The 25384-nt window shown below is 63.3% G+C and carries 17 protein-coding genes and 1 pseudogene; 7 read left to right on the forward strand and 11 right to left on the reverse strand.

The features are described 5' to 3' along the window. Positions 1-223 precede the first annotated feature (223 nt). Positions 224-1669, reverse strand: a complete 1446-nt coding sequence (sbcB, locus tag J8G26_RS12405) for an exodeoxyribonuclease I (protein WP_210569223.1) — start codon at positions 1667-1669, stop codon at positions 224-226. A 269-nt stretch (positions 1670-1938) separates the two neighbouring features. On the opposite strand from sbcB, the gene J8G26_RS12410 reads away from it, so the two are divergent. Further along, a complete protein-coding gene (locus J8G26_RS12410; protein ID WP_210569225.1) occupies positions 1939-3204 on the forward strand; it encodes a lytic murein transglycosylase in 1266 nt (421 codons plus the stop codon). 141 nt (positions 3205-3345) lie between these two features. Here the strand turns inward: J8G26_RS12410 and clpA are convergent, their stop codons facing one another. Together clpA and clpS are read right to left on the reverse strand one after the other, a co-directional pair. Further along, on the reverse strand, positions 3346-5694 hold the full coding sequence (gene clpA / locus J8G26_RS12415; RefSeq protein ID WP_210569227.1) for an ATP-dependent Clp protease ATP-binding subunit ClpA: 2349 nt from the start codon (positions 5692-5694) through the stop codon (positions 3346-3348). Between the two features lie 57 nt (positions 5695-5751). Next, complete coding sequence (gene clpS, locus J8G26_RS12420; protein WP_210569229.1) at positions 5752-6120, reverse strand: ATP-dependent Clp protease adapter ClpS; 369 nt, start codon at positions 6118-6120, stop codon at positions 5752-5754. 137 nt (positions 6121-6257) lie between these two features. Between clpS and J8G26_RS12425 the strand changes: the two are divergent. Together J8G26_RS12425 and J8G26_RS12430 are read left to right on the forward strand one after the other, a co-directional pair. Beyond that, positions 6258-6760: pseudogene (locus J8G26_RS12425) on the forward strand (IS3 family transposase); the annotation flags it as partial. A 62-nt stretch (positions 6761-6822) separates the two neighbouring features. Further along, complete coding sequence (locus J8G26_RS12430) at positions 6823-7125, forward strand: antibiotic biosynthesis monooxygenase family protein (protein ID WP_087745555.1); 303 nt, start codon at positions 6823-6825, stop codon at positions 7123-7125. 311 nt (positions 7126-7436) lie between these two features. Here the strand turns inward: J8G26_RS12430 and dnaE are convergent, their stop codons facing one another. Further along, positions 7437-10985 carry a DNA polymerase III subunit alpha gene (dnaE, locus tag J8G26_RS12435; protein ID WP_087745553.1) on the reverse strand — a complete coding sequence of 1183 codons (3549 nt, stop codon included), beginning with the start codon at positions 10983-10985 and terminating at the stop codon, positions 7437-7439. A 197-nt stretch (positions 10986-11182) separates the two neighbouring features. Here dnaE and J8G26_RS12440 point away from each other — a divergent pair, with 197 nt between their 5' ends. Beyond that, positions 11183-11980, forward strand: coding sequence for an outer membrane protein assembly factor BamD (locus J8G26_RS12440; protein ID WP_210569231.1), 798 nt, complete (start codon positions 11183-11185; stop codon positions 11978-11980). Here the strand turns inward: J8G26_RS12440 and J8G26_RS12445 are convergent. Together J8G26_RS12445 and J8G26_RS12450 are read right to left on the reverse strand one after the other, a co-directional pair. After that, positions 11943-14000 (reverse strand): ATP-dependent DNA helicase, encoded by a 2058-nt coding sequence (locus J8G26_RS12445; RefSeq protein WP_210569233.1) that lies wholly within the window; start codon positions 13998-14000, stop codon positions 11943-11945. The two genes, J8G26_RS12440 and J8G26_RS12445, sit on opposite strands and share 38 nt — an antisense overlap. After that, entirely contained in the window at positions 14000-14203 is a 204-nt protein-coding gene (locus tag J8G26_RS12450; protein WP_087748254.1) for a DUF465 domain-containing protein, read from the reverse strand. The genes J8G26_RS12445 and J8G26_RS12450 overlap by 1 nt, the downstream gene beginning before the upstream one ends. 120 nt (positions 14204-14323) lie before the next feature. Between J8G26_RS12450 and J8G26_RS12455 the strand changes: the two genes are divergently transcribed. Further along, complete coding sequence (locus J8G26_RS12455) at positions 14324-15130, forward strand: protein phosphatase 2C domain-containing protein (RefSeq protein WP_087745547.1); 807 nt, start codon at positions 14324-14326, stop codon at positions 15128-15130. A 67-nt stretch (positions 15131-15197) separates the two neighbouring features. Here the strand turns inward: J8G26_RS12455 and J8G26_RS12460 are convergent, their stop codons facing one another. The 5 genes from J8G26_RS12460 to J8G26_RS12480 form a co-directional block, all read right to left on the reverse strand. After that, positions 15198-15887, reverse strand: coding sequence for a hypothetical protein (locus J8G26_RS12460; protein ID WP_087745545.1), 690 nt, complete (start codon positions 15885-15887; stop codon positions 15198-15200). Next, positions 15888-16985: a cell division protein ZapE gene (gene zapE, locus J8G26_RS12465; protein ID WP_087745543.1), complete on the reverse strand. Its 1098-nt coding sequence runs from the start codon at positions 16983-16985 to the stop codon at positions 15888-15890. A 90-nt stretch (positions 16986-17075) separates the two neighbouring features. After that, complete coding sequence (gene lpdA, locus J8G26_RS12470; protein ID WP_210569235.1) at positions 17076-18503, reverse strand: dihydrolipoyl dehydrogenase; 1428 nt, start codon at positions 18501-18503, stop codon at positions 17076-17078. 97 nt (positions 18504-18600) lie between these two features. Beyond that, positions 18601-19866: a 2-oxoglutarate dehydrogenase complex dihydrolipoyllysine-residue succinyltransferase gene (gene odhB, locus J8G26_RS12475; RefSeq protein ID WP_210569237.1), complete on the reverse strand. Its 1266-nt coding sequence runs from the start codon at positions 19864-19866 to the stop codon at positions 18601-18603. Positions 19867-19914: 48 nt separating this feature from the next. Continuing rightward, complete coding sequence (locus tag J8G26_RS12480) at positions 19915-22791, reverse strand: 2-oxoglutarate dehydrogenase E1 component (protein ID WP_210569239.1); 2877 nt, start codon at positions 22789-22791, stop codon at positions 19915-19917. Between the two features lie 251 nt (positions 22792-23042). On the opposite strand from J8G26_RS12480, the gene J8G26_RS12485 reads away from it, so the two are divergent. After that, positions 23043-24116, forward strand: a complete 1074-nt coding sequence (locus tag J8G26_RS12485) for an AI-2E family transporter (RefSeq protein WP_210569241.1) — start codon at positions 23043-23045, stop codon at positions 24114-24116. Between the two features lie 237 nt (positions 24117-24353). Beyond that, entirely contained in the window at positions 24354-25382 is a 1029-nt protein-coding gene (locus J8G26_RS12490; protein WP_210569243.1) for an ABC transporter substrate-binding protein, read from the forward strand. Positions 25383-25384 lie beyond the last annotated feature (2 nt).

The raw sequence follows: 25384 nt of genomic DNA on the forward strand, positions 1-25384 counted from the left end.
AACGTTGCGGATGATTGTCGGCGTGCAATGGGCGCTGTAGCCTGAAACCGGCGCGCCCCGAATACCAGCGCCCCCGTGGAACCGGCTTCGCCGGGCCACCGGGGTGCGTCCCCCCTCGGGGGGCTGAGGGGCCGCGGCTCCAAGCCTGCCTGCGCAGGCTTGGACGGCCACGAAGGGCAGGCGCTTCTGGCGCCAGCACCGGGCGCGCAGCGCCTCAGGGGGGTCAGCGTTCAGGCGCGATGTGCTCGGCGTAATCGTACAGGGCGCCCAGAATCTCCTGGGTGCGGTCGTCATCGGCGGTTTCCGAAATCTGGTCGATTTCGGTAAACAGCTGCTCCACGGTGCGCGCCCCGCCCGCTCCGTCAAACAGGCAGGCGGCGCGGTGCGCCTCCCAGCGCCCGGCCTCTTCGGGCGAGAGCGTGTCAGGGAAGTTGCGGGCGCGGTAGCGCCACACCAGCTCGGCCAGGCGCGGGTCATCAAAGCCCGTGCGCGCGGTGGCCAGCTTTGCGCCATTCATGGTGCGCAAATCGTTCAGGTGGCGGCGGTCGTTGTTACCCACAAAACCGCCGTACAGGTCCTGGTCCACATCGGGGGCGGGCTCGGCCGGGCGGGCAAACACGGCGGGCCAGATGCCGCTCATGTCCGGCAAGGCCCGCGCCATGTCGGCATGCTGCGCCGCCTGGGCCAGGTCCATGCCCCAGCGCTGCGCCAGCGCGGGGGTGAGCGTGTTCACATTGCCCACCACCATGGGAGATTTGTTCAGATGGATCGTTTTGATGGGCAGGCGCGTGGTGCCCTCGGGCAGGTCGGCGGCCCTGGAGAACATGCGCAGGCGGATCTCGTCGGCGCCCAGCGTGGCCAGTTCGCGCGGGTCGTGGGCGAGGTCCCAGGCAATCAGCTCGTTCTTGTTGGTGGGATGGCTGGCCAGCGGCCACATCACCGCAAGGCAGCCGCGCTCGGCCGGAAACATGCCCGAGACATGCAGAAACGCACGCGCCGTGAGGGCTGTGGCCGGCAGGCGCAACTCGGCGGCCACGCGGTCTTTTTTGTGCAGCGACAGGGCAAAGTCAAACAGTTTGGGGTTGTGCTGGCGGATCAGCCGCGCCAGCGCAATGGTGGCGCGCACGTCCGACAGCGCATCGTGCGCGGCCTCGTGCACGAGGCCGTTGGCCTTGGACAGATGCTCCAGCTTGAAGCTCGGCGAGCCGTCTTCCTTTTGGGGCCAGGTGATGCCGTCCGGCCGCAGCGCATAGGTCATGCGCACCACATCCAGCAGGTCCCAGCGACCGCACTGGTTTTGCCACTCGCGTGCATAGGGGTCGATGAGGTTGCGCCAGAACATGAAGCGCGTGATCTCGTCATCAAACCGGATGGTGTTGTAGCCCACGCCGATGGTGCCCGGCTGCGCAAATGCGGCCTCGATGCGATTGGCAAAAGCGTGCTCGGGCACACCTTTTTCGAGGCACAGCTGGGGCGTAATGCCGGTGATGAGGCAGGACTGCGGGTCCGGCAGATAGTCATTGGCCGGCTGGCAGTAGAGCATCAACGGCTCGCCGATCTCATTGAGCTCGGCGTCGGTGCGGATGGCCGCAAACTGCGCCGGCCGGTCGCGCCGGGTGTTGGCACCGAAGGTTTCGTAGTCGTGCCAGAGGAAGGTGTGAGGGGCCATGGTCGGTGGACAAACAAGGGCGAGAAAAAACCACGCACGGGTGTTGTGCACGGCGAATGCCAACTGTAACCCGATTTTTGGTCTTTTTTGCCTCTAGCGCTTACATATCAAGCGCCAGTAGCTATCAAAACAATAGTAAACGCAGACCAGCCACTGCACGGCGTGCCACGTCCGCGGCAAGACACAGGCGCTGCGGCGCGGGACAATGGCGCATGCAAAGTACCCAAGCCCCTCTCTCTTTCCTGTCGCGCTGCCCACGCCCTGCGTGCATGCGACTGCCGGCCGCACTGGTGGCTGCCGTGGCATTGGCGGGTTGCGCCAGCGCCCCAACCACCGTGGTCGCACCGTTACCCCCAGCAGCCCGTCCCAGCGCCGCCGACGCAACCGTCGGCACGGCAGCCGGTGCGGACCACGCTGCAGGCTTTGGCGCCTGGCGAAGCGCGTTTTCTGCGCAGGCCCTGGCGGCCGGCATACGGCCCGACACCGTGCGCGATGTGCTAGGCGGCGCGCAATGGCTGCCCCGCGTCGTTGAATTGGACCGTGCCCAGCCTGAATTCACCCGCACGCCCTGGGCCTACCTCGACAGCGCCGTCTCAGCGCAGCGCATCGCACAAGGCAAGGCCCAACTGGCTGAACACCAGGCAACGCTGAATGCCACCGCAGCCCGCTACGGCGTGCCCGCCACGGTCATCACCGCCATCTGGGGCATGGAGAGCAACTACGGCAGCAACTTCGGCAGCTTGCGCACCGTGGACGCACTGGCCACGCTGGCCTACGACGGCCGGCGCCGCGCCTGGGCACAAAGCGAACTGCTGGCCGCCCTGCGCATCATCGACGCGGGCGACATCGCGGCCGAACGCATGGTGGGCTCCTGGGCCGGCGCCATGGGCCACACGCAGTTCCTGCCCTCGGTGTTTCTGGCCTACGCCGTCGATGCCGATGGCGACGGGCACCGCGACATCTGGGGCAGCATCCCGGACGTGGCGGCATCCACGGCCCATTTTCTGGCGCGCTCCGGCTGGCAGGCCAACGAGCGCTGGGGGGCTGAAGTCCAGCTGCCGCCTTCGTTCGACCACGCCCGGGCCGACCTCGGCGTGCGGCAGAGCACGGCGCAATGGGTGGCCGAAGGTGTAAGCGCCATCGAAGGCCAAACGCTACCCCACCTGGCCGCAGCCTCGATCGTCACTCCGGCCGGCGCACGCGGCCCCGCATTTGTGGTGGGCGCCAATTTTCGTACCCTCCTGCGCTACAACAACTCCACCAACTACGCGCTCGCGGTGGCGCTGCTGGCGCAACAGATCGGCGGCGGCCCAGCCATTGCAGGTGCCTGGCCGCGCGATCTGGAGCCGATGTCACGCGCTCAAATACAGACGCTGCAGGAGACGCTGAACCGCAAGGGGTTTTCTGCCGGCACCCCGGACGGCGTCATGGGCCCGGCCACCCGCGCGGGGCTGCGCGCCTTCCAGCGCAGCATCGGCACGGCGCAAGATGGCTACCCCACGCTGGAGCTGCTGCAGCGCGTGCAAGCGCCCTGAGCGGCAGTCCAATCGGGCAGATCCGCCCCCTCCCACGGCAGACAACAAGCAAGAAAGCCCACGGCGTACACCGTGGGCTTTCTTTTGGGGGTCTGCGGGAGCACGCAAAGGGGGCGCCAAAGGGCGCCACTGCTGCGCCGATCAATCCGCCGTGGCTTCTTCCGGCTCGGCGGGCTCGGACTTGGCCGAGCGCTCCTTCTTGGGCAGCGGCTGAATGTCCAGCAACACCTCGGAGCTTTCCACGCCCTTGTCGTCGGTCTTGACCTCGATGTCCACCGTCAGGCGGCCGCCGTCCTGCAGTCGGCCAAACAGCAACTCGTCGGCCAGCGCACGGCGGATGGTGTCCTGGATCAGGCGCTGCATCGGGCGGGCGCCCATCAGCGGATCGAAGCCCTTCTTGGCCAGGTGCTTGCGCAGCGTGTCGGTGAAGGTGACTTCCACCTTCTTTTCGGCCAGCTGGGTTTCGAGCTGCAGAAGGAATTTGTCCACCACGCGCAGGATGATCTGCTCGTCAAGCGCCTTGAAGTTGACGATGGCATCGAGCCGGTTGCGGAACTCAGGCGTGAACAGGCGCTTGATGTCACCCATTTCGTCGCCCGCCTGGCGCGGGTTGGTGAAGCCGATGGTCGCCTTGTTCATGGTCTCGGCGCCCGCGTTGGTGGTCATGATGATGAGCACGTTGCGGAAATCGGCCTTGCGTCCGTTGTTGTCGGTCAGCGTGCCATGGTCCATCACCTGCAGCAGCACGTTAAAGATGTCCGGGTGCGCTTTTTCGATTTCGTCGAGCAGCAGCACCGCGTGTGGCTTCTTGGTGATGGCTTCGGTCAGCAGGCCGCCCTGGTCAAAGCCGACATAGCCCGGAGGCGCACCGATCAGGCGGCTCACAGCGTGGCGCTCCATGTACTCCGACATGTCGAAGCGGATCAGCTCGATGCCCATGATGAAAGCCAGCTGCTTGGCCGCCTCGGTCTTGCCCACACCGGTGGGGCCGCTGAACAGGAATGAGCCAATCGGCTTGTCGCCCTTGCCCAGGCCCGAGCGCGCCATCTTGACCGCACTGGCCAGCACTTCCAGGGCCTTGTCCTGGCCGAACACCACGCTTTTCAGGTCGCGCTCAAGCGTCTGCAGCTTGCCGCGATCGTCGTTGGACACGTTGGCGGGCGGAATGCGTGCGATCTTGGCCACGATCTCTTCGATCTCGGCCTTGCCAATGGTCTTCTTGCGCTTGCTCGGCACCATGATGCGCTGGGCAGCACCCGCCTCGTCGATCACGTCAATGGCCTTGTCGGGCAGGTGGCGGTCGTTGATGTACTTGGCGCTCAGCTCGGCCGCTGCCTGCAGGGCCGCCGCGGCGTACTTCACGCTGTGGTGCTCTTCAAAGCGGCTCTTGAGGCCCTTGAGGATGTCGATGGTTTCCTGCACGGTGGGCTCGACCACGTCCACCTTCTGGAAGCGGCGCGACAGCGCGGCGTCTTTTTCGAAGATGCCACGGTATTCCGAGAAGGTGGTGGCGCCAATGCACTTGAGCTGGCCGCTGGAGAGCGCCGGCTTGAGCAGGTTGGACGCATCGAGCGTGCCGCCCGATGCAGCGCCCGCACCGATCAGGGTGTGGATTTCGTCGATGAACAAAATCGCATTGGGCTTGTCCTTGAGCGACTTGAGCACGCCCTTGAGGCGCTGCTCAAAATCGCCGCGGTACTTGGTGCCCGCCAGCAGCGCGCCCATGTCGAGCGAATAGACCACGGCCTCGGCCAGGATCTCGGGCACGTCGTTTTGCGTGATGCGCCAGGCCAGGCCCTCGGCAATCGCGGTCTTGCCCACGCCGGCTTCGCCCACCAGCAGCGGGTTGTTCTTGCGGCGGCGGCACAGGATCTGGATGGTGCGCTCGACTTCGTAGTGACGGCCGATCAGCGGGTCGATCTTGCCTTCCTTGGCGGCCTGGTTCAGGTTCTGTGTGAACTGTTCCAGCGGCGACGCTTTTTCATTGCGTTCCGAACCACCACCCTCCTCGCCTTCGGCCTGGTTTTCAGCCTTGGCAGGCTCTGGCGGCTCGCCCTTCTTGATGCCGTGGGCAATGAAATTGACCACGTCCAGGCGCGTCACGCCCTGCTGGTGCAGGTAGTACACGGCGTGCGAGTCCTTCTCGCCAAAGATCGCCACGAGCACGTTGGCGCCCGTCACCTCTTTCTTGCCATTGCCGGTGGACTGCACATGCATGATGGCGCGCTGGATCACCCGCTGGAAGCCCAGCGTGGGTTGTGTGTCCACTTCGTCCGATCCTGCGACCTGCGGCGTGTTGTCTTTGATGAAGTTCGACAGCGATGCGCGCAGGTCATCGATATTGGCCGAACATGCGCGCAGCACTTCCGCTGCGCTGGGGTTATCGAGCAGTGCAAGCAACAGATGCTCCACGGTGATGAACTCGTGGCGCTGCTGGCGGGCCTCAACAAAGGCCATGTGCAAGCTGACTTCCAGTTCCTGGGCAATCATGTGAACTCCTTTGTGCTTGCGTGGAAGAGATAACTGTAGATCGGGATGAGAGACCTGTTATTCAACAGGTTCACTCACACATTGCAGGGGGTGGCCGGCCTTCAGCGCAGCCTCCAGCACCTGGTCCACCTTGGTGGCGGCCACGTCCCGCGAGTACACGCCGCAAACGCCTTTGCCGTCGAGGTGGATCTTCAGCATGATCTGCGTGGCCTGTTCGCGGTCCTTGCTGAAAAACTCCTGCAGCACCACGATCACGAACTCCATGGGCGTGTAGTCGTCATTGAGCATGACCACCTGGTACATCTGGGGCGGCTGGGTCTTTTGCGCGCGTCTTTCGAGCACGACCGAACCGCCGTCATCCCGCGTCGGCCGGGTTACGGGCTGCACGGTGGGGGGAGAAGGTGGTTTTGTTGCCATGAAATTCATTCTAGCGATCCAGAGGCATCGCTGCAGCCAGTGTCATCTGATGATGGTTGCGTGTTTTTCAACCGGGCCCGGCACCTGGGTGGAAAAGCTACGCCTTTATTTTCCATCAGAAGACCACCTTGCCCCCGGCTGATGGCGATGACAAGATCGCCAAGGTCTCTGCCGAGCAGATGGACAGATGGAGATAGCGCGGTTGCGCGCAGAGGTCAGCCGTCTTCGCATGGAGCGCGACATCGCAAAAAAAGCCGCGGCGTACTTCGCGCAAGACACGCTGCGAGGTACGCCTGGATTGACCAGATGAGAAAGCTATACCCAGTGAGCGTGTCATGCGGGGTGCTGGAGGTCAGCGCCAGCCACTACTTCAACTGGCTGCGTCGACGAGAGGATGGTCATGGCCGCAGCGGCCCTGGCCGCCGTCATCGACCTGTTTGGTCGGCAGGTGGTGGGCTGGACCCTGCAGCTGCACATGCAGGCCAGTGTGCATGGTCAAAAGTTCGCCACCCGTGAGCAGGCCAGGCAGGCGGTGATGGATTAGATGGCTTTCTACAATCACCGCAGGCTGCATTTGTCGCTGGGCTACCTCAGCCCGATGCAGTACGAGCAACGCTGGTACGCGGCGCAACATAAAAAGGCCGCGTGAATCGTGGGTTAAGGTGGGTTAAGAACTACACGAAACAGGGGCAAGGTCAAGGAGAACACCACATGATTTTGGAAGTCGCCGACATCAGCATCCAGCCTGGCCACCAGGCCGCATTCGAACAAGCCGTCCATGAAGGCATCCGTGTCGCCATTTCGACATCCAAGGGCTTTTGCAAATACGAACTGCGTCGAAGCATTGAATCACCCGAGCGCTACCTGCTGCTGATTCACTGGGAGACACTGCAAGACCATACCGAAGGCTTTCGCAATTCGCCGGCCTATGGCCAATGGCGTGGCTTGGTCGGTCCATTCTTTGTGAAAGCACCGATGGTCGAGCATTTTGAGGTCTGCGCAGCACTTGGATGATCGGCGACGAAGACGCACGGCCCGCCATCTTCGGCGGCGTACGAGCCTGTCAGAGATTTTTTGTGCGCGGCATAACATGTCAACAAGAAGCATGAATGCCACGCAAGACGAAGGCCACCGCGCCAGCGGACAAGGCGGCGCAGCCGCAATTCTCAGTCGATCTGCTGGCGCAATTCATCTCCGGGCCTGTGACACCGGCAGATCTGCAGTCCATCTCACACCCCCAGCCACCCCATTCTCATAGCTGAAACTGACCGGTTGGAAACCGGTGGTTTTAACCTTCTGATGGAAGCCGAGTCTATAGTCGCAAATCACTCATAGATAACGGCAGCAGAGCCTGTGCCAACCTGGGCACTCCAGGCCGCCAGTGCTGCGTCGGTGGGATAGAACCGGCTGGCGTCGCCCAGCTGCAGCTCGGCCACCGCGGTGCCCTGCTCTGCCACGCAGCGCACGCCCATGCGCACGCGCAGCCCATGCAGCAGATCGCCTTGCTCCGACTCTTCGCGACGCGGCGGAAACTCTTGCACCAGACGCGGCACATCGGGGGACTTGTCCCCCACCACCACATGGAGGTATTTGCCGAACCGCGCACGCGCGCCCGCCAGATCCCAGACCTGCTGCACCTTCACGCGCAGGCCGCCGCTGAAATGGTCCAGCTGCAGGCGCCCCATCATCACCACGAACTCGTCTTCCTTGAGCTGGTTGCGGTAGGTGTTGAGCAAGGCCTCGTCGGCAGACGCCTCGATGACGCCCGATTTGTCGTCCAGCCGGAACAGCCCCAGCTTGCCCCGCTGGCCATTGATCACGCGAAAATCGGTGACGATGCCGGCAAGAATCTGGGGCTCGCGGCTGTCCAGCAACTCGTCGATCTGGGTGCGCACAAAGCGGCGCACTTCCTGCGCCACTTCATCGAACAGATGGCCCGAGAGGTAGAAGCCGATAGCCGTCTTCTCCTGCGTGAGGCGCTCTTTGATGCCCCAGGGCACCGCGTCCACCAGATCGGGCTCCTGCGTGCTCGATCCATGGGCGTCGTCACCCATCATGTCAAACAGGCCGCCCTGGTTCACGTTGGCCAGCGTGGCCGCGGCAAAGTCGAAGGCGCGGTCGATCGACGCCACCATGGCGGCGCGATTGAGATTGAGCGAGTCAAAGGCACCCGCCTTGATGAGCGCCTCGACGGTGCGCTTGTTCAAGCGCGCCTTGTCCACCCGCACGCAGAAATCGAACAGGCTCTTAAACGGGCCCGTGGTGGAGCCCTGCGGCCCATCGCCCCGCCCTTCACGGGCCGCAACGATGGCATCGATGGCCTGTTGCCCCGTGCCCTTGACGGCGCCCAGGCCGTAGCGGATCACCTTGTCGGTCACGGGCTCAAAGCGGTACCGGCCGCGATTGACATCCGGCGGCTCGAACGTCAGCCCGAAACTCTTCTGCGCATCTTCGAACAGCACCTTGAGCTTGTCGGTGTCGTCCATTTCCACCGTCATGTTGGCGCAAAAGAACTCGGCCGTGTAATGCACCTTGAGCCAGCCGGTGTGGTAGGCCAACAGCGAATAAGCGGCGGCGTGCGACTTGTTGAAGCCGTAGCCCGCAAACTTCTCCATCAGGTCGAACACTTCGTCAGCCTTCTCCTGGCCGATGCCCTTTTCTGCCGCGCCCTTGCGGAAGATGGCGCGGTGCTCGGCCATCTCCTCGGCCTTCTTCTTGCCCATGGCCCGGCGCAGCATGTCGGCGCCGCCCAGGCTGTATCCGCCCAGCACCTGGGCGGTCTGCATCACCTGCTCCTGGTAGACCATGATCCCGTAGGTCTCGGCCAGCACGGGCTCCACCAGCGGATGGGGATAGATCACCTCTTCCTTGCCATGCTTGCGGTTCACAAAGCTCGGGATCAGGTCCATGGGGCCTGGCCGATACAAGGCGTTCAGCGCAATCAGGTCCTCCAGGCGGCTGGGGCGCGCTTCTTTCAGCATGCCCTGCATGCCGCGGCTTTCAAACTGGAAGACGGCCTCGGTCTTGCCATCGGAGAAGAGCCTGTAGGTCGGGCCATCGTCCAGCGGAATGGTTTCGAAGGCGAAGTTCTCCTGCCCCTTGTGGCGCTTGATGATGAACTCGCGCGCAATTTCCAGAATGGTGAGCGTGGCCAGACCCAGGAAATCGAACTTCACCAGGCCAATCGCCTCCACGTCGTCCTTGTCGTACTGGCTCACGGCCGACTCGCTGCCCGGCTGCTGGTACAGCGGACAAAAATCGGTGAGCTTGCCCGGCGCGATCAGCACGCCACCGGCATGCATGCCGATGTTGCGCGTCAAGCCTTCCAGCTTCTGCGCCATCTCGATGACGGTCTTGACGTCTTCTTCCTTTTGCACCCGCTCCGCCAGCAGGGGCTCCAGCTCCAGGGCGTAGTTGTTCTTGTCGCCCTCTTTCTTGGGGTTGGGCGGGTAAGCCAGTGTGTAGGACTGCCCGGGCTTGTTGGGCACCAGCTTGGAGATGCCGTCGCAAAACATATAGCTCATGTCCATCACCCGCCCCACGTCCCGAATGGCCGCTTTGGCGGCCATGGTGCCGAAGGTGGCGATCTGGCTCACGGCATCCTTGCCGTATTTGTCCTTCACGTAGTCGATCACGCGGTCGCGGTTCGCCTGGCAAAAGTCAATGTCGAAGTCGGGCATCGACACGCGCTCGGGGTTCAAAAACCGTTCAAACAGCAGGTTGTATTCGAGCGGGTCCAGGTCGGTGATCTTGAGCGCATAGGCCACCAGAGACCCCGCGCCAGAGCCCCGGCCCGGCCCCACGGGACACCCGTGCGTCTTGGCCCATTGGATGAAGTCCCCCACAATCAAAAAGTAGCCAGGAAACCCCATCTTGAGGATGGTGTTGAGCTCGAACTCCAGCCGCTCTACATAGCGCGGCCGCTGTGCATTGCGCTTGGCTTCGTCGGGGAACAGAAGCTGAAGACGGTCCTCCAGCCCCTCGAAGGAAACATGGCGAAAGTAGTCTTCCACCGACATCACCTGCCCATTCACGGGCGGGATGGGAAAGTTGGGCAACTGCGGCTTGCCCAGCACCAGGCTGATATTGCAACGGCGGGCAATTTCAACCGAATTCGCCAGTGCGGCGGGCAGATCCTCAAACAGCGCCTGCATTTGTGCCGACGACTTGAAATACTGCTCGCGCGTGAACTTGCGCACCCGCCGCTGGTTGCCCAGGATTTCGCCCTCGGAAATGCAGACCCGGGCCTCGTGGGCCTCGTAATCGTCGGCAGTGGCGAACTGCACGGGGTGCGTGGCGACCACGGGCAGATGCAGCCGCGCAGCCAGTTGCACGGCCGCCACTACATGGGCCTCGTCGTCAGCGCGCCCCGCCCGTTGCACCTCCACATAGAAACGGTGCGGAAAGATGCCGGCCAGCCGCAGCGCCAGCTGCGCCGCACCGGCGTCATCGCCCTTCATCAGCGCTTGCCCCACCGCGCCCGCCTGGGCGCCCGAGATCGCGATCAGGCCATCGCCCAGTTCCTGCAGCCACTCCCAGGTGCAAATCGCCTGTGTCTTGACCACATTGCGCGTCCAGGCGCGCGCCAGCAATTCGGACAGGTTCAGATAGCCCTGGCGGCCTTGCACCAGCAGCAGCATGCGCGACGGCGCCGCCCCCGCCTCGCCTTCGAGAAAAATTTCAGCGCCCAAAATTGGCTTGACGCCTTTGCCGCGCATTTCCTTGTAGAACTTGATGGCGCCAAAAAGGTTGTTGAGATCGGTGATAGCCAACGCAGGCTGGCCATCCCGGGCCGCAGCCTTGGCCAGGTCATCGATGCGATTGGTGCCGTCAACGACGGAAAACTCGGTGTGCAGGCGCAGGTGAACAAACATGGCTCCATTGTAGGAAGCCCATCTGGCCCGGCACCTGAAATGGCGAATTAAAGCGAGCCAAGTGCGGCAGCCACGGTCGGTACAATGCCAACGTCGGTTCAGGTACTGCCGCAGGCCAAGCCGCACCAGAAAGGTGCGGCAGTCTTTGCAGCGTCTAACTGCGCACACGTTCACCTTATGCTTGAAAGCTGCCTGCAATGCTGCGTGCTCCCCTGCCATTTATCACTGCCCTGCTGACCGCTGGCCTGCTCGCGGGTTGCTCCAGCACTCCGGAAGACAAGACAGCGGGCTGGAGTCCCAATCGCATTTACTCGGAAGCCAAGGACGAGCTCAACGGTGGCGCCTTCGACAAGGCAGTACCCTTGCTGGAAAAGCTGGAGGGCCGTGCCGCAGGCACGCCGCTGGCCCAGCAGGCGCAGCTGGACAAAGCCTATGCACAGTACAAGGCCAGTGAAAAGGCCCAGGCCATCGCAACCCTCGACCGGTTCATGAAGCTACACCCCGCCAGTCCCGCACTGGATTACGCGCTGTACCTCAAAGGCTTGGTCAACTTCAACGACAACCTGGGCCTCTTTTCATGGATTTCGCAGCAAGATCTGTCAGAGCGCGACCAGAAAGCCGCCAAGGATTCCTTCGAATCATTCAGCGAACTGGCAACCCGGTTCCCTGATTCGCGCTACGCCAAAGACGCCCGCCAGCGCATGACCTACATCGTCAATTCGCTGGCCCAGTATGAAGTGCACGTCGCCCGCTATTACTACCAGCGTGGCGCCTATGTGGCAGCCATCGGCCGCGCCCAGGCGGCACTGGCCGATTACCAGGGCGTTCCGGCACTCGAAGAGGCCCTGTTCATCCTGATCCAGTCCTACGACGCCCTGGGCATGACCCAGCTGCGGGACGATGCCCGCCGGGTCATGGAGGCTTCGTACCCCCAAGGCGTTTACGCCACGGGCAGCGTCAAGACCAAGTCGAATCCGTGGTGGAAATTCTGGTAAGCGCATCCAGCGCTGCCTCGAACGCCTCGGGACTTTCAAGCATGCGCATGGGCGGCAAAGCGCGCATCAGCCGTTTGCCATAGCCCATGGTGACCAGCCGGGTATCGCACACCACCAGGATGCCACGGTCCGATTCCCGCCGAATCAGCCGCCCCGCCCCTTGCTTGAGCGCCACAGCCGCCTCGGGCACCGCAAGCATCTGAAAGGCACGCCCACCAGCGGCCTCGATGCGGTGGGTGCGCGCTTCCACCAGCGGATCGCCAGGAGGCGGAAAGGGCAGCTTGTCGATGATGACCAGCTGCAAGGCATCGCCAGGCACATCAAAGCCCTCCCAGAACGAGGCCGACGCCACCAGCACGCAGCCGCGCCGTCCGTTCAATGCTCCCTCGCGAAAGCGCTCCATGAGGTGGCGTTTGGGCCAGTCTCCCTGCACCAGCACCTCCAGCCCATCCGGACTGTTGAAACGTGCTTGCAACGCATCGCCGATAGTGCGCAGGGCCTTGAGCGTTGTGGTCAGAACCAGCGTGCGCCCACCCAGACGGCCTGCGGCCGCTCCAGCCAACTGGGCCACGGCGATGCTGTGGGCGGGATCGGCGGGTTTTGGCAAATGCCGGGGCACATACAGCGCGGCCTGCGACGCATAGTCGAACGGACTTTCCACGCGCAAGATCTCGGCATCCTGCAAGCCGCAGCGCTCGGTGAACCATGTCAGAGCGGCATCGTCGCCCAGCGTGGCCGACGTGAAAATCCAGGCCCGCCCTGCGTGCGGCTGCGGCGCAGGCCACTCGTCACCCGCACCTTCCCATTCTGCGGTTTCGGTGGGAGCCGCAAGCAAGCGGGTTTGCATGGCCTGTGCAATATCGAGCGGCGACTCCACCAGCCGCAGCGCCCCCCCCACGTCCACCCAGCGCACGGCGTCCGGACTGCAGGGCGCTGCAAATCGCCCCAGCCGCACCAAGATCTCAGAGCCGCGCTCGTACAGGCGCACAAAGTCAGGGGATGTCTCGCTGAACGGGTCCAGCGCCTCCAGGGCTTGCGCGCACGCCATTGACACCCGCCCAAGGGCCTCATGCCAGCCTTGCGGCGCAACGGCTTCGGGCACCTCGCCTGTCCAGCGCAGCTTGGTGCCGGCGGCATTCGGGCCCACGGCCATCCGCAGATCGGCAGCGGCCTGCTCGATGGGGCCCGCCAGGGTGTTCCAGTCCGCAAGGCCACGGGCATGCTGCAAACCCGCAGCCAGAAGATCCCGCGAAAAATCCAGCAGCTGCACCGTGGTCAGTTGCATACCCAGGAACTGCACGCCGATTTCATTGATCTGGTGCGCCTCGTCAAACACCACGACCCGCACGGTCGGCAGCAACTCGGCCATACCCGACTCCCGCACAGCCGCATCGGCAAAGAACAGATGGTGATTGACCACCACCACATCGGCGGCCAGCGCTTCACGCCGGGCGAGGTTCACATGGCACTGCCGAAACCGAGGGCAGGCCGTGCCCAGGCAGTTTTCGCGGGTGGATGTGATCAGCGCCATGGCGGGTGAGCGTTCGTCCAGGCCCGGCAACTCGGCCAGATCACCCGAACGGGTGCTGCGCGACCAGACCTCCACCTTCGCCAGCACCCGCTGCATGACGCGATCCTGCGGCGCGACTTGCTGGCGCGCCTGCTCCATGCGGTGCAAACACAGATAACTGCCGCGCCCCTTGAGCAGGGCCGTGCGCACCGGCAAGGCCAGGGCAGAGACCAGCTGGGGGAGATCGCGGGCAAAAAGCTGATCCTGCAAAGCCTTGGTGGCCGTGGACAGCAACACCCGCTCGCCGCTGAGCAGTGCCGGGACCAGATAGGCGAAGGTTTTGCCAACGCCAGTGCCTGCCTCCACCACCAGGGCGCCACCCCGCTCAATGGTCCTGGCGACCGCGTCGGCCATTGCCATCTGGCCATCGCGGACACGGTAATGTGCGTCCATTCGCGACAGCACCCCATCAGGTCCAAATGCCACATGTACGGCGTCCACCAGGCTCATCACGCAGGCTCTTGGGGCTGCAGTGCGCGCTCCAGGCGGTCGATTTCATCGCGCATTGCCAGGCGGCGCTTCTTCAGGCGCCTGAGCAAAAAATCGTCCGGCATTCCCTCATGCGTGCCCTGGTCGATGCGGGCATCCAGATCGGCATGGGCGATGCGCAAATCAATCAGCTGGCGCGGCAATGAGTGATGGTTCGATTTCAAGAAGTTGGCGGTGCGATGCACTCATGGGCATGGCAAAAACGCCACACGCGAGCGGATAATAATCGCTCTGACGCACCTCCCCGATGGGAATTTGCACCGCCGGCCCCCACAATCCTCAGCATGACCAAAGCGTTCCGCCTTATCGCCTCTACGGGTATCCACAAGGGTGACCGCGAATACCAGCAGGACCAGGTGGCCCTGATCTCCCACGAACGCTTCAACGGGTGCGTGCTGGGCGTGGTGGCCGATGGCATGGGTGGCCGCAGTGGCGGACGCAAGGCGTCAGACCAGGTGATGATGACAGCCCGCCAGTTGTTTGAACGCTACTCGCCGGAGACGGACGACCCCGCCGCGATGCTCAAGAACATGGTGCAAGAGGCGCACATCGTCATCCGCCTCACGGCCATTTCATCCGAACAGGAACCCCACAGCACCATCGCCGCGTTTTTGATCAACCCGCGCGGGGACTGCCACTGGGTGCATGCGGGCGACTCGCGCATCTACCACTTCGAGGGTGCCAGGCTGAGCTTTCGCACCAGCGACCATTCTTATGTCCAGGCCCTGGTCGATCGCGGCGAGTTGACCGAGGCCGAAGCCAACATCCATCCGCATTCCAACATTCTGGTGGGCTGCCTGGGCACCGAAAGCGACCCGCCCATCACCACCCACACCATCCAGCAATTGCGGCCCGGCGATGTGCTGCTGGCCTGCAGCGATGGCGTGTGGCATTACTTTTCGCCCACCGAGCTGGCCTCGGTGGTGGATTCGCTGTCGCCGCGCGAAGCCACCGAATTCCTGATCGACAAGGCACGCTCGCGCGCACGCGGCGGTGGCGACAATCTGTCGCTGATCGTCGTGAAGATCGAAGCCCTGGCCGAAGAGAAGAAGATCGGGCGACTGGCCCCGCTGTCCACAGGCAGCGCCTGAAGCGCACAGGTCCGGCGCGCACGCGCTGGGGCGCGAGCAACCCATCCAGCAGCCCCAACAGCCACGCTCAGGGTTGAACGGGTGGTAGCCCCGACGATGCGGGCAACGAAGCCGCCGGCTTGCGCCCTGCAGCAGCCGATTCGGCCTGCATTTTCTGCACCCGTTCACGCCGCTCTTGCGCCGCTTTCACATTGTCGGCATGGCGGGCACGCGCGGCAGCTGCCCGTTCAGCGCTTTGCGCGGCGCGCTGGGCCCGATTTTCAGCACCCGACTGCTCACGCGTGCGCTGCTGCTCGGCCCGTTGCTGCGCCTCACGCTGATGCTGGGTGCGCAACGCGTCCACACTGGCGGGAGCCGGACGCTCCGCCCCGCGTGCCGCCCCCTGGGGCTGCGACCGGTCCGGAACGAGCCGCTGCTTTTCTTCAATCGAACGCAGGCGTTCTGCGGCCTTTTCCTTGCGCTCTGCGTCGTTGAGCTGCAGCTCGCGTGCGCGCAGTTGCAGCTCGGCATTGCGCGCCTGGGTCCGCACGTCCCGCAGGCAGTCCTCCACCGCAAACCGGCGATAGCACGCGGTTTCGTCACGCGCGCGCGTGGCCGCGATCGCCTGGCGCTCCTGGTGGATGCGTTCGCGTTCAACCTGTCGCTCTGCCTGCGCAGCACTGTGGCCGCGTTCTGGCGGCGCAGATGCTGCCGATTGCGCCAGCGCAGGCCCGGCGATCAGGCTCGCAAGACCCCAAACGAACCAAAGGTTTTTCATTTACGTCAGTCCCGTATCCACGGTGCGGCGATCGAGTGCCAGAAACTCCCTGGACTGCATCTCGTGCAGCCGGGACACCGTGCGCGGAAACTCGTGCGCCAAGGGCCCATCGGTGTAGAGCTGCTCTGGCGCCACGGCGGCCGACATGATGAGCTTGACCCGCCGGTCATACAGCACGTCCACCAGCCAGGTAAAGCGCCGCGCCGGCGAAGCCATGTTGACGGGCATATAGGGCACATCCGACAGCAAAACGGTGTGAAATTGCGTGGCGATCTCCAGGTAATCATTCTGCGACCGGGGGCCGCCGCACAGCGTTTTGAAATCAAACCACACCACGCCACCGGCCTTGCGCCGCGCCCGGATCTCGCGCGCTTCGATGTGCAGCACGGGGTCTTCGTCATGCACCTCGGCCAGCTGGTCGAAGGCCGTGTTCATTTCAGCATCGGCCTCGGGCCCCAGCGGCGTGTGGTACAGCTTCACCTGCTCGAGCGTGCGGCGGCGGTAGTCGGTGCCGTTGTCCACGTTCACCACTTCGAGCTTTTCGTTCAGCAGCGCAATGGCCGGCAGGATGCGGTCACGGTGCAGGCCATCGGGGTAAAGCCCATCGGGCTTGAAGTTGGAGGTGGTGACAAAGCCCACCCCGTTGTCAAACAGCGCCGCCAGCAAGCGGTGCAGGATCATCGCGTCGGTGATGTCGGCCACATGGAATTCGTCGAAGCAGATCAGCTTGTAGCGCTTGGCGATGCGTTCACCCAAAATATCCAGCGGGTTGGCCATGCCTTGCAGCGCTGCCAGCTCCCGGTGCACCTCGCGCATGAATTCGTGAAAATGCAGGCGCACCTTGCGCTTGAGCGGTACGGCATTGAAAAAGCAATCCATGAGAAAGCTCTTGCCGCGCCCCACCCCGCCGTACATGTAAACGCCGCGCGGAACCTCAGGGTGGTTGATGATCTTCTTGAAGGCATTGGAGCGGCGCGACTTGTATGCGGCCCAGTCACTGGCGCAGCGCTGCAAGGCGTCCACCGCACGCAGTTGTGCCGGGTCGCTCTGAAAACCCTTGGCAGCAAGTTCTTTGAGATAGGTCTGCTTGACGGTCACGTTGAAAATGCCCTGAAACTATGCCGCTATAAAATAAATAGCTGCTAGCGCTTTATACATAAGCGCTAGCAGCCAATTTGATGCAAAGAATCAGAAATTCAGCGTGCGCTTGTCCACGGCCAGGGCCGCTTCCTTGGTGGCTTCGCTCAAGGACGGGTGCGCGTGGCAGATGCGGGCAATGTCTTCCGCGCTGGCCTTGAACTCCATGGCCACCACGGCCTCGGAAATCAGCTCGCTGACCTGTGGCCCGACCATGTGCACGCCCAGGATTTCGTCCGTCGTGGCATCGGCCAGGAACTTGACCATGCCGGTGGTGTCGCCCAGTGCCCGCGCGCGGCCATTGGCCAGGAACGGGAAGGTGCCGGCCTTGTACTTCACGCCATCGGCCTTGAGCTGCTGCTCGGTGCGGCCCACCCAGGCAATTTCGGGGCTGGTGTAAATCACCCAGGGAATGGTGTTGAAGTTGACATGCCCATGCTGGCCGGCCATGCGCTCGGCCACGGCCACGCCCTCTTCCTCGGCCTTGTGCGCCAGCATCGGACCACGCACCACGTCGCCCACGGCCCACACGCCTGGCAGGTTGGTCTTGCAGTCGCCGTCCACAGCGATGGCGCCGCGCTCATCGAGCTGCAGGCCCACGGCTTCGGCATTCAGGCCGATGGTGTTGGGCACGCGGCCAATCGAGATGATGAGCTTGTCTGCATCCAGGGTCTGGGCCTCACCTTTGCTGTTGGTGTAGGCAATGCTGACGCCTTTTTTGCTGTTCTTGATCTCGCCCACTTTCACACCCAGCTCGATCTTCAGGCCCTGCTTGTCGAAAGCTTTCTTGGCTTCCTTGGCGATCTGTTCGTCCACGGCACCCAGAAAGGTGGGCAGGCCTTCGAGCACGGTCACTTCCGCACCCAGGCGGCGCCAGACCGAGCCCATTTCGAGGCCGATCACGCCCGAGCCGATCAGGGCCAGCTTCTTGGGCACGGCGCCGATGCGCAGCGCACCATCGTTAGACAGGATGTTCACTTCATCGAACGCTGCGCCGGGCAATGCACGCGCATTGGAGCCGGTGGCAATGATGATCTGCTTGCCCACCAGGGTCTCTTCGGTGGCGCCGGCCACCTTGATCTCATAGCCACCCTCGGCGGCCTTCACGAACGAGCCACGGCCATGGAAAAAGCTGACCTTGTTCTTCTTGAACAGGTACAGGATGCCGTCGTTGTTCTGCTTCACGACGCTGTCCTTGCGGGCCACCATCTTGGCCACGTCCATCTTCACGCCCGTGGCGGTGATGCCGTGGTCGGCAAAGTGCTTGTTGGCGTGCTCGAAATGCTCGGACGACTGCAGCAGCGCCTTCGACGGAATGCAACCCACGTTGGTGCAAGTGCCGCCGGGGGCCGGGCCGCCCTTGTCGTTCTTCCATTCGTCGATACAGGCCACGTTCATGCCCAGCTGGGCTGCACGGATGGCAGCGATGTAGCCGCCGGGGCCGCCGCCGATCACGACGACATCAAATTGTTTGCTCATGGGGAAATCTCACTTAATCAGTTGGAGAAAGACCCACCGACGGGCTCCAGCGCAGGCCAGGCCACATGGGTGGGTCGATGCGTTCAGCGCTCCGCGCTTAGATGTCGAACAGCAGGCGCGAGGGGTCTTCCAGCGCGTCCTTCATGGCCACCAGGCCCAGCACGGCTTCGCGGCCGTCGATGATGCGGTGGTCATACGACATGGCCAGGTAGTTCATCGGGCGCACCACGATCTGACCGTTTTCGACCACGGCGCGGTCCTTGGTGGCGTGCACGCCCAAAATGGCCGACTGCGGCGGGTTGATGATCGGGGTGGACATCATCGAGCCGAAGGTGCCGCCGTTGGAGATCGAGAACGTGCCACCGGTCATCTCTTCGATACCCAGCTTGCCTTCGGCGGCCTTCTTGCCGAATTCAGCGATCTTCTTCTCGATTTCCGCAAAGCTCATCTGGTCGGCGTTGCGCAAAATGGGCACCACCAGGCCACGGGGCGAGCCCACGGCGATGCCGATGTCGAAATAGCCGTGGTAGACGATGTCGTTGCCATCGACCGAGGCGTTCAGCACCGGGTACTTCTTGAGTGCATGCACGGCTGCCTTCACGAAGAAGCTCATGAAGCCGATCTTCACGCCGTGTTCCTTGGTGAACGCATCCTGGAACTTCTTGCGCATGTCCATCACCGGGGCCATGTTCACTTCGTTGAACGTGGTCAGGATGGCGTTGGTCGATTGCGACTGCAGCAGACGCTCGGCCACGCGGGCACGCAGGCGGCTCATGGGCACGCGCTGCTCGGGGCGGTCGCCAAGATCCTGCTTGGCCACGGAGGCCACCTGCGGCAGCGCCTTGGTGGGCACGCCAGTGGGAATGACCGCAGCGGTGGACTGCACACCACCGGCCACGGCGGCCAGCACGTCGCCCTTGGTGACGCGGCCATCCTTGCCCGTGCCAGCCACGGCCGACACCGACAGGTTGTTGTCGGCCAGCAGCTTGGCGGCGGCAGGCATGGCCACGTCGGCCTTCGAGCCACCGGTGGCAGCAGCAGCCACAGCCACGGCCACAGCGGCTGCAGGTGCCGCTGCCGCAGCGGGCGCTGCAGCGGCAGGAGCGGCGGCCCCGGCCTTGCCTTCGGTGTCGATCTTCGCGATGAGCTGTTCGGCCACCACGGTGGCGCCGTCGCCCTGGACGATTTCTGCCAGCACGCCAGCAGCGGGTGCGGGCACTTCCAGCACGACCTTGTCGGTTTCGATCTCGATCAGGATCTCGTCCACTGCCACCGCTTCGCCGGCTTTCTTTTTCCAGGTCAGCATGGTGGCCTCGGCCACGGATTCGGACAGTTGCGGTACTTTGACTTCTACGATAGCCATATCAATTCTTTCGGAATGGGGTTTTGTTCTGGAGAGGGGTTGCCGGCCTTACTTGGTCAGGACAAAACCCTTGAGCTTGGCAAACGCGCCTTCGACCAGCGCCTTTTGCTGTTCCTGGTGCAGGTGCGAATAGCCCACGGCAGGCGAAGCAGACGCGGCGCGACCGGAGTAGCCCAGCTTCTGGCCATCGAGCATGTTTTCGTGGATGTTGTGCTGGATGAAGAACCAGGCGCCCTGGTTCTGCGGCTCGTCCTGGCACCACACGATGTCCGTGGCGTTGGGGTACTTCTTGATCGCAGCAGCAAACGCCTTGTGCGGGAACGGATAGACCTGCTCGACGCGGATGATCGCCACGTCGCTCACCTCGTTCTCGGTGCGCTTTTTCACCAGGTCGTAATAAACCTTGCCAGAGCAGGCAATCACGCGCTTGACCTTGTCGGCCTTCTTGTCGATGGCCTCGTTCTGCTCGGGGATCACCGTCTGGAAGCTGCCCTTGGTGAACTCGGACAGCGGCGAGGTGGCATCCTTGTTGCGCAGCAGCGACTTGGGCGTGAAGATGATCAGCGGCTTGCGCAGGTCGCGCACCATCTGGCGGCGCAGCACATGGAAGATCTGGCTAGCCGTGGTGGGCTGCACGATCTGCATGTTGGCATCGGCCGCCAGCTGCATGAAACGCTCCAGGCGCGCAGAGCTGTGCTCGGGCCCCTGGCCTTCGTAGCCATGCGGCAGCATCAGCGTCAGGCCGTTGGCACGGCCCCACTTCACCTCGCCGGAGGCGATGAACTGGTCGATCACCACCTGCGCGCCGTTGGCAAAGTCGCCAAACTGGGCTTCCCAGACGACGAGCGTATTGGGGTCGGAGCCCGCGTAGCCATATTCGAAGCCCAGCACGGCTTCTTCGGACAGGATGGAGTCGATCACGACGAACGGAGCCTGATTCTCGGCCACATTCTGCAGCGGCACATAGGTGCCGGTGTCCCACTTTTCGCGCTTTTGGTCGTGAATGACGGCGTGGCGGTGCGTGAAGGTGCCACGGCCCGAGTCCTCACCCGACAGGCGCACCGGGTAACCACTGGCCACCAGCGAGGCAAAGGCCATGCTCTCGCCCATGCCCCAGTCCACGTTGACTTCACCACGGCCCATGGCGGCGCGGTCGTCATACACCTTCTTGACCAGCTGGTGCGGCGCAACGCTGTCCGGAATGGTGGTGAGCTTTTCGGACAGCCGCTTCCACTCGGTCAGCGGAATGGCGGTGTCGCCGGCGTCGGTCCACTTCTTGCCCAGGAAGGGCGACCAGTCCACGGCGTACTTGCCCTTGAAGTTGGTCAGTACCGGGTCCACCGTGTGCTTGCCTGCGTCCATGGCAGCGCGGTACGCCGTGATCATCTCGTCACCCAGATTGGCGCCAAGGCCTTGTGCAGCGAGCTTGTCGGCATAAAGCTTGCGGGTGCCAGGATGGGCCGCAATCTTTTTGTACATCAGCGGCTGGGTCAGGCTGGGGGTGTCCTGCTCGTTGTGGCCCAGCTTGCGAAAGCAGGTGATGTCCACCACCACATCCTCGCGGAACTCCATGCGGAACTCCAGCGCCAGTTGCGTGGCCAGCACCACGGCCTCGGGATCGTCACCATTGACGTGCAGCACGGGTGCCTCGACCATCTTGACGATGTCGGTGCAGAACGTGGACGAGCGCATGTCGCGCGGGTCCGAGGTGGTAAAGCCAATTTGGTTGTTGATGATGATATGCACCGTGCCGCCCGTGGTGTAACCGCGGGTTTGTGCCAGCGCCAGGGTCTCCTGGTTCACACCCTGGCCACCGAAGGCTGCATCGCCGTGCACCAGCACGGGCAGAACCTGGCTGCCACGCTGGTCGCCGCGGCGGTCCATGCGGGCACGCACCGAGCCTTCCACCACCGGGTTCACGATTTCAAGGTGCGAGGGGTTGAAGGCCAGCGACAGATGCACCGGGCCACCCACGGTAGCGATATCCGAGCTGAAACCCTGGTGGTATTTGACGTCACCGGCGGGCAAGTCTTCTGGCGCCGTGTGGTCGAATTCGGCAAAAAGATCCTTGGGCATCTTGCCCAGGGTGTTGACCAGCACGTTCAACCGGCCACGGTGGGCCATGCCGATCACGATTTCCTGAACGCCCTTGGAGCCTGCGGAATGGATCAACTCGTCCATGGCAGCGATGAAGCTCTCGCCACCTTCCAGCGAAAAGCGCTTTTGCCCGACGTACTTGGTGTGCAGGTAGCGCTCCAGGCCCTCGGCGGCCGTCAGGCGCTCAAGAATGTGCTTTTTCTTGTCGGCACTGAACTGGGGCTTGCTGCGGATGCTTTCGAGTTTTTGTTGCCACCAGCGCTTTTGCGTCTGATCCGTGGTGTGCATGTACTCCGCACCGAGGGTGCCGCAATAGGTTTCGCGCAGCGCATTGATCAGATCGCGCAGGGACATGGTGTCCTTGCCGAAAAAAGTGTTGCTGGTGTTGAAAACCGTTTCCTGGTCCGCATCGGTGAAGCCGTAAAACGAAGGCTCCAGCTCGGGAATGGCGGGGCGCTCGGCGCGCTTCAGGGGGTCCAGATCGGCCCAGCGCTGGCCCACGTTGCGGTAGGCGGCAATCAGTTGCTGCACTGCGGTGCGCTTGCGGCCCATTTCGGCGTCGTTGCTGGCCACCACCACCTTGGTGCCGCCTTGCTTTGCGCGCTCGGCAAAGGCATTGATCACGGGGAGGTGCGGGACATCCTTGGCATTGGATCCGTCCACAGCGGGAACATGCTGCAGCGCATCAAAATACGCGCGCCAGGTGTCGGGCACGCTGCCAGGGTTGGCAAGATAGTTTTCATACATCTCTTCGACATAGGGCGCATTGCCGCCGAAGAGGTAGGTGTTGCCTTGGTAGTCTTGATAGACGGATGTCGTATCGCTCATATTCCGCTGACCTCCGCTTCCCTTGGGGAAGCATTAGCTGGTTGAGAAACCTTCCGCGACACGGCTGGACCGATTGGCGGATGCGACTGTGGCTGGGGAAGGGCCTTGGTACGGACGGTATTGTGCCATTGAACGCCCAGGCGCTCCAGCCGGCAGTCCCCCCGGCGAATACCCGTCCGGCGGCAGCCCCTGTCATGCGCCTGCCATTCACTCGCGTACAGTGCGTGCATTCCATCTGCCCCCCGACGCCCATGCAACCCTCCTCCTTTGAGAACCGCGTGTTCCTGATTCTCCTGACGCTGGTCACGCTCGCCTTCGGCGCCATCCTGTGGCAGTTTCATGGTGCGGTGTTCTGGGGAGTGGTGCTGGCGATCCTGTTTGCGCCACTGCACCGCCGGCTGTTGCGGCGCATGCCCGGCAGCCCGAACCTGGCGGCCCTCGCCACCCTGGGGCTGTGCCTGGTGATGGTCATTTTGCCCATGACCCTGATCGCTGTTTCGCTGGTACAGGAAGCCACCGGCATCTATGACCGCACCAAGTCCGGCCAGCTGAATTTTGGCCAGTATCTGCAGCAGATCATTGCCGCCCTGCCCGCCTGGGCCGCCGGCCTACTGGACCGGTTCAACCTCACAACCCTGGGCCAAGTGCAGGAAAAGCTGTCGTCGGTGGCTGTGCAGGCCAGCCAGTTTGTCGCGACCAAGGCGCTGAACATCGGGCAGAACACGCTGGAGTTCATGGTGGGCTTTGGCGTCATGCTGTATCTGCTGTTCTTTCTGCTGCGCGACGGAGCGGCACTGGCCAAACGCATCAGCCACGCCACGCCGCTCGACAGCGAACACAAGCGCCAGCTGACCAGCAAGTTCACCACCGTCATCCGGGCCACCGTCAAGGGAAACATCGTGGTGGCGGCATCGCAAGGGGCACTGGGCGGCCTGATTTTCTGGATTCTGGGCATCCAGGGCCCCGTGCTGTGGGGCGTGGCCATGGCCTTTCTGTCGCTGCTGCCCGCCGTGGGTGCCGGCCTTGTCTGGGGGCCTGTGGCGCTTTACTTTCTGGCCACCGGCGCCACATTGCAAGGCGTGGTACTCACCTTGTATGGCATTGGCGTGATCGGACTCGTGGACAACGTGCTGCGCCCCATTCTCGTGGGCAAGGACACCAAGATGCCAGACTACGTGGTGCTGATCTCCACGCTGGGCGGCATGGCCCTGTTCGGGCTGACCGGGTTTGTCATCGGCCCCGCCATCGCGGCCTTGTTCATCGCCAGCTGGGATTTGTTTGCGCCGCCCAATTCGCCGGCCAGCCCGCCGGATTCGAAGCGCTGAATCGGGCCGGGCGATCCCGCACCCTGACAGGGCTTGGCCTGAATGTAGCTATAAATTAGATAGCAACAACCGCTTTATTAATAAGCGCTAGAGGCCATTTTTATTTGAAATTTCGGTTGCGGGCCGCGCATGCGCGACGCACCGCCTAACCATATGCGCAAACCTTCGTTGGCTTGATGCGCATCAAAACCTACGCTGCAGCCTTCGACCTGTTTCCCTTTCGAAGGACTGCGCATCATGACCTTAGCCACAAGCCGCCGCTCGGCGCTGAAAACCCTCACCGCACTGACCGCCGCCAGCTGGGGCCTGGCCGCCTGCTCGCGCCCCGATGAACAGGCCGCCGCCTCTGCTGCTGCCACCGCACCGTCGGCGGCAAGAAATAGCAAGATCGTCGAATTCCTCTACCCCGACAACCCCTCGTTCGACCTGATCTACCTCGCCGACCGCCTGGGCTATTTCGAGGGCACCAGCACCCGGCCCAAATATGTGGGCAAGGTGGCAGCACCCCAGATCATTCCGCTCGTCGGCACGGGCGACATCCACTTTGGTGCCCGCATGGTGCCGCTGGTGATCTCGGCCATTGCCAGTGGCGCCGACATGAAAGTGGTGGCCGCAGGCGGCAAAACGCTGCAGGAAGCGCCCCACATGAAGTACTTCGTGAAAAAGAGCTCGGGCATCCGCCAGCCCAAGGACCTCGAAGGCAAGACCATCGGTTTCAACAGCTTTGGCGCCTGCGCCGAGTTCGTCACCAAGAAATACCTGCGCGAGCACGGCGTGGACGTGAACAAGATCAATTTCATCGTGGTGCCCGACAACCAGAACGAGCAGGCGGTGGCCACCGGCAATGTGGACCTGGCCATCATCCACCCGCCGCACTCGGGCGGCGCCGAGGCCAACACCGACCTGCTGCGCCTGTGGAGCGACTTCGACCTGGACGGCGGCCTCGGTGGCATGTCGCCCTACAGCGTGAACGGCAAGTTCGCCCGCGAAAACCCGCAGGCCGTGCGCGACGTGGTGGCCGCCCTGGCCAAGGCCGGCAACTGGGTCAACGCCAACCCCGAGGAGGCCCGCAAATACACGGCCGAGCGCATCGGCATGGACCTCAAGCATGTAGAGCGTTACGCCTACGTGGACAACCAGCTCATCACCGAGCCGCCGATTCAGTACTACATCGACATCCTGCAGGCCGAGGGCAAGCTGGCCCCCGGCAAGGTCAAGGTGGCCGACGTGTACACCAACGAGTTCAACCCGCACGCCAAGGGCTGACC

It is taken from the genome of Acidovorax sp. JG5 (assembly GCF_017939685.1).
Classification (GTDB): domain Bacteria; phylum Pseudomonadota; class Gammaproteobacteria; order Burkholderiales; family Burkholderiaceae_C; genus Acidovorax.

What these genes read in the sequence shown, in the direction of transcription:
- lpdA (WP_210569235.1), bottom strand. Translation starts at nt 18,503, where the DNA reads ATGAGCAAACAATTTGATGTCGTCGTGATCGGCGGCGGCCCCGGCGGC.
- J8G26_RS12440 (WP_210569231.1), top strand. Translation starts at nt 11,183, where the DNA reads ATGCTGCGTGCTCCCCTGCCATTTATCACTGCCCTGCTGACCGCTGGC.
- J8G26_RS12430 (WP_087745555.1), top strand. Translation starts at nt 6,823, where the DNA reads ATGATTTTGGAAGTCGCCGACATCAGCATCCAGCCTGGCCACCAGGCC.
- J8G26_RS12480 (WP_210569239.1), bottom strand. Translation starts at nt 22,791, where the DNA reads ATGAGCGATACGACATCCGTCTATCAAGACTACCAAGGCAACACCTAC.
- J8G26_RS12460 (WP_087745545.1), bottom strand. Translation starts at nt 15,887, where the DNA reads ATGAAAAACCTTTGGTTCGTTTGGGGTCTTGCGAGCCTGATCGCCGGG.
- odhB (WP_210569237.1), bottom strand. Translation starts at nt 19,866, where the DNA reads ATGGCTATCGTAGAAGTCAAAGTACCGCAACTGTCCGAATCCGTGGCC.
- clpS (WP_210569229.1), bottom strand. Translation starts at nt 6,120, where the DNA reads ATGAATTTCATGGCAACAAAACCACCTTCTCCCCCCACCGTGCAGCCC.
- J8G26_RS12445 (WP_210569233.1), bottom strand. Translation starts at nt 14,000, where the DNA reads ATGAGCCTGGTGGACGCCGTACATGTGGCATTTGGACCTGATGGGGTG.
- sbcB (WP_210569223.1), bottom strand. Translation starts at nt 1,669, where the DNA reads ATGGCCCCTCACACCTTCCTCTGGCACGACTACGAAACCTTCGGTGCC.
- clpA (WP_210569227.1), bottom strand. Translation starts at nt 5,694, where the DNA reads ATGATTGCCCAGGAACTGGAAGTCAGCTTGCACATGGCCTTTGTTGAG.
- J8G26_RS12485 (WP_210569241.1), top strand. Translation starts at nt 23,043, where the DNA reads ATGCAACCCTCCTCCTTTGAGAACCGCGTGTTCCTGATTCTCCTGACG.
- J8G26_RS12410 (WP_210569225.1), top strand. Translation starts at nt 1,939, where the DNA reads ATGCGACTGCCGGCCGCACTGGTGGCTGCCGTGGCATTGGCGGGTTGC.
- J8G26_RS12455 (WP_087745547.1), top strand. Translation starts at nt 14,324, where the DNA reads ATGACCAAAGCGTTCCGCCTTATCGCCTCTACGGGTATCCACAAGGGT.
- J8G26_RS12490 (WP_210569243.1), top strand. Translation starts at nt 24,354, where the DNA reads ATGACCTTAGCCACAAGCCGCCGCTCGGCGCTGAAAACCCTCACCGCA.
- dnaE (WP_087745553.1), bottom strand. Translation starts at nt 10,985, where the DNA reads ATGTTTGTTCACCTGCGCCTGCACACCGAGTTTTCCGTCGTTGACGGC.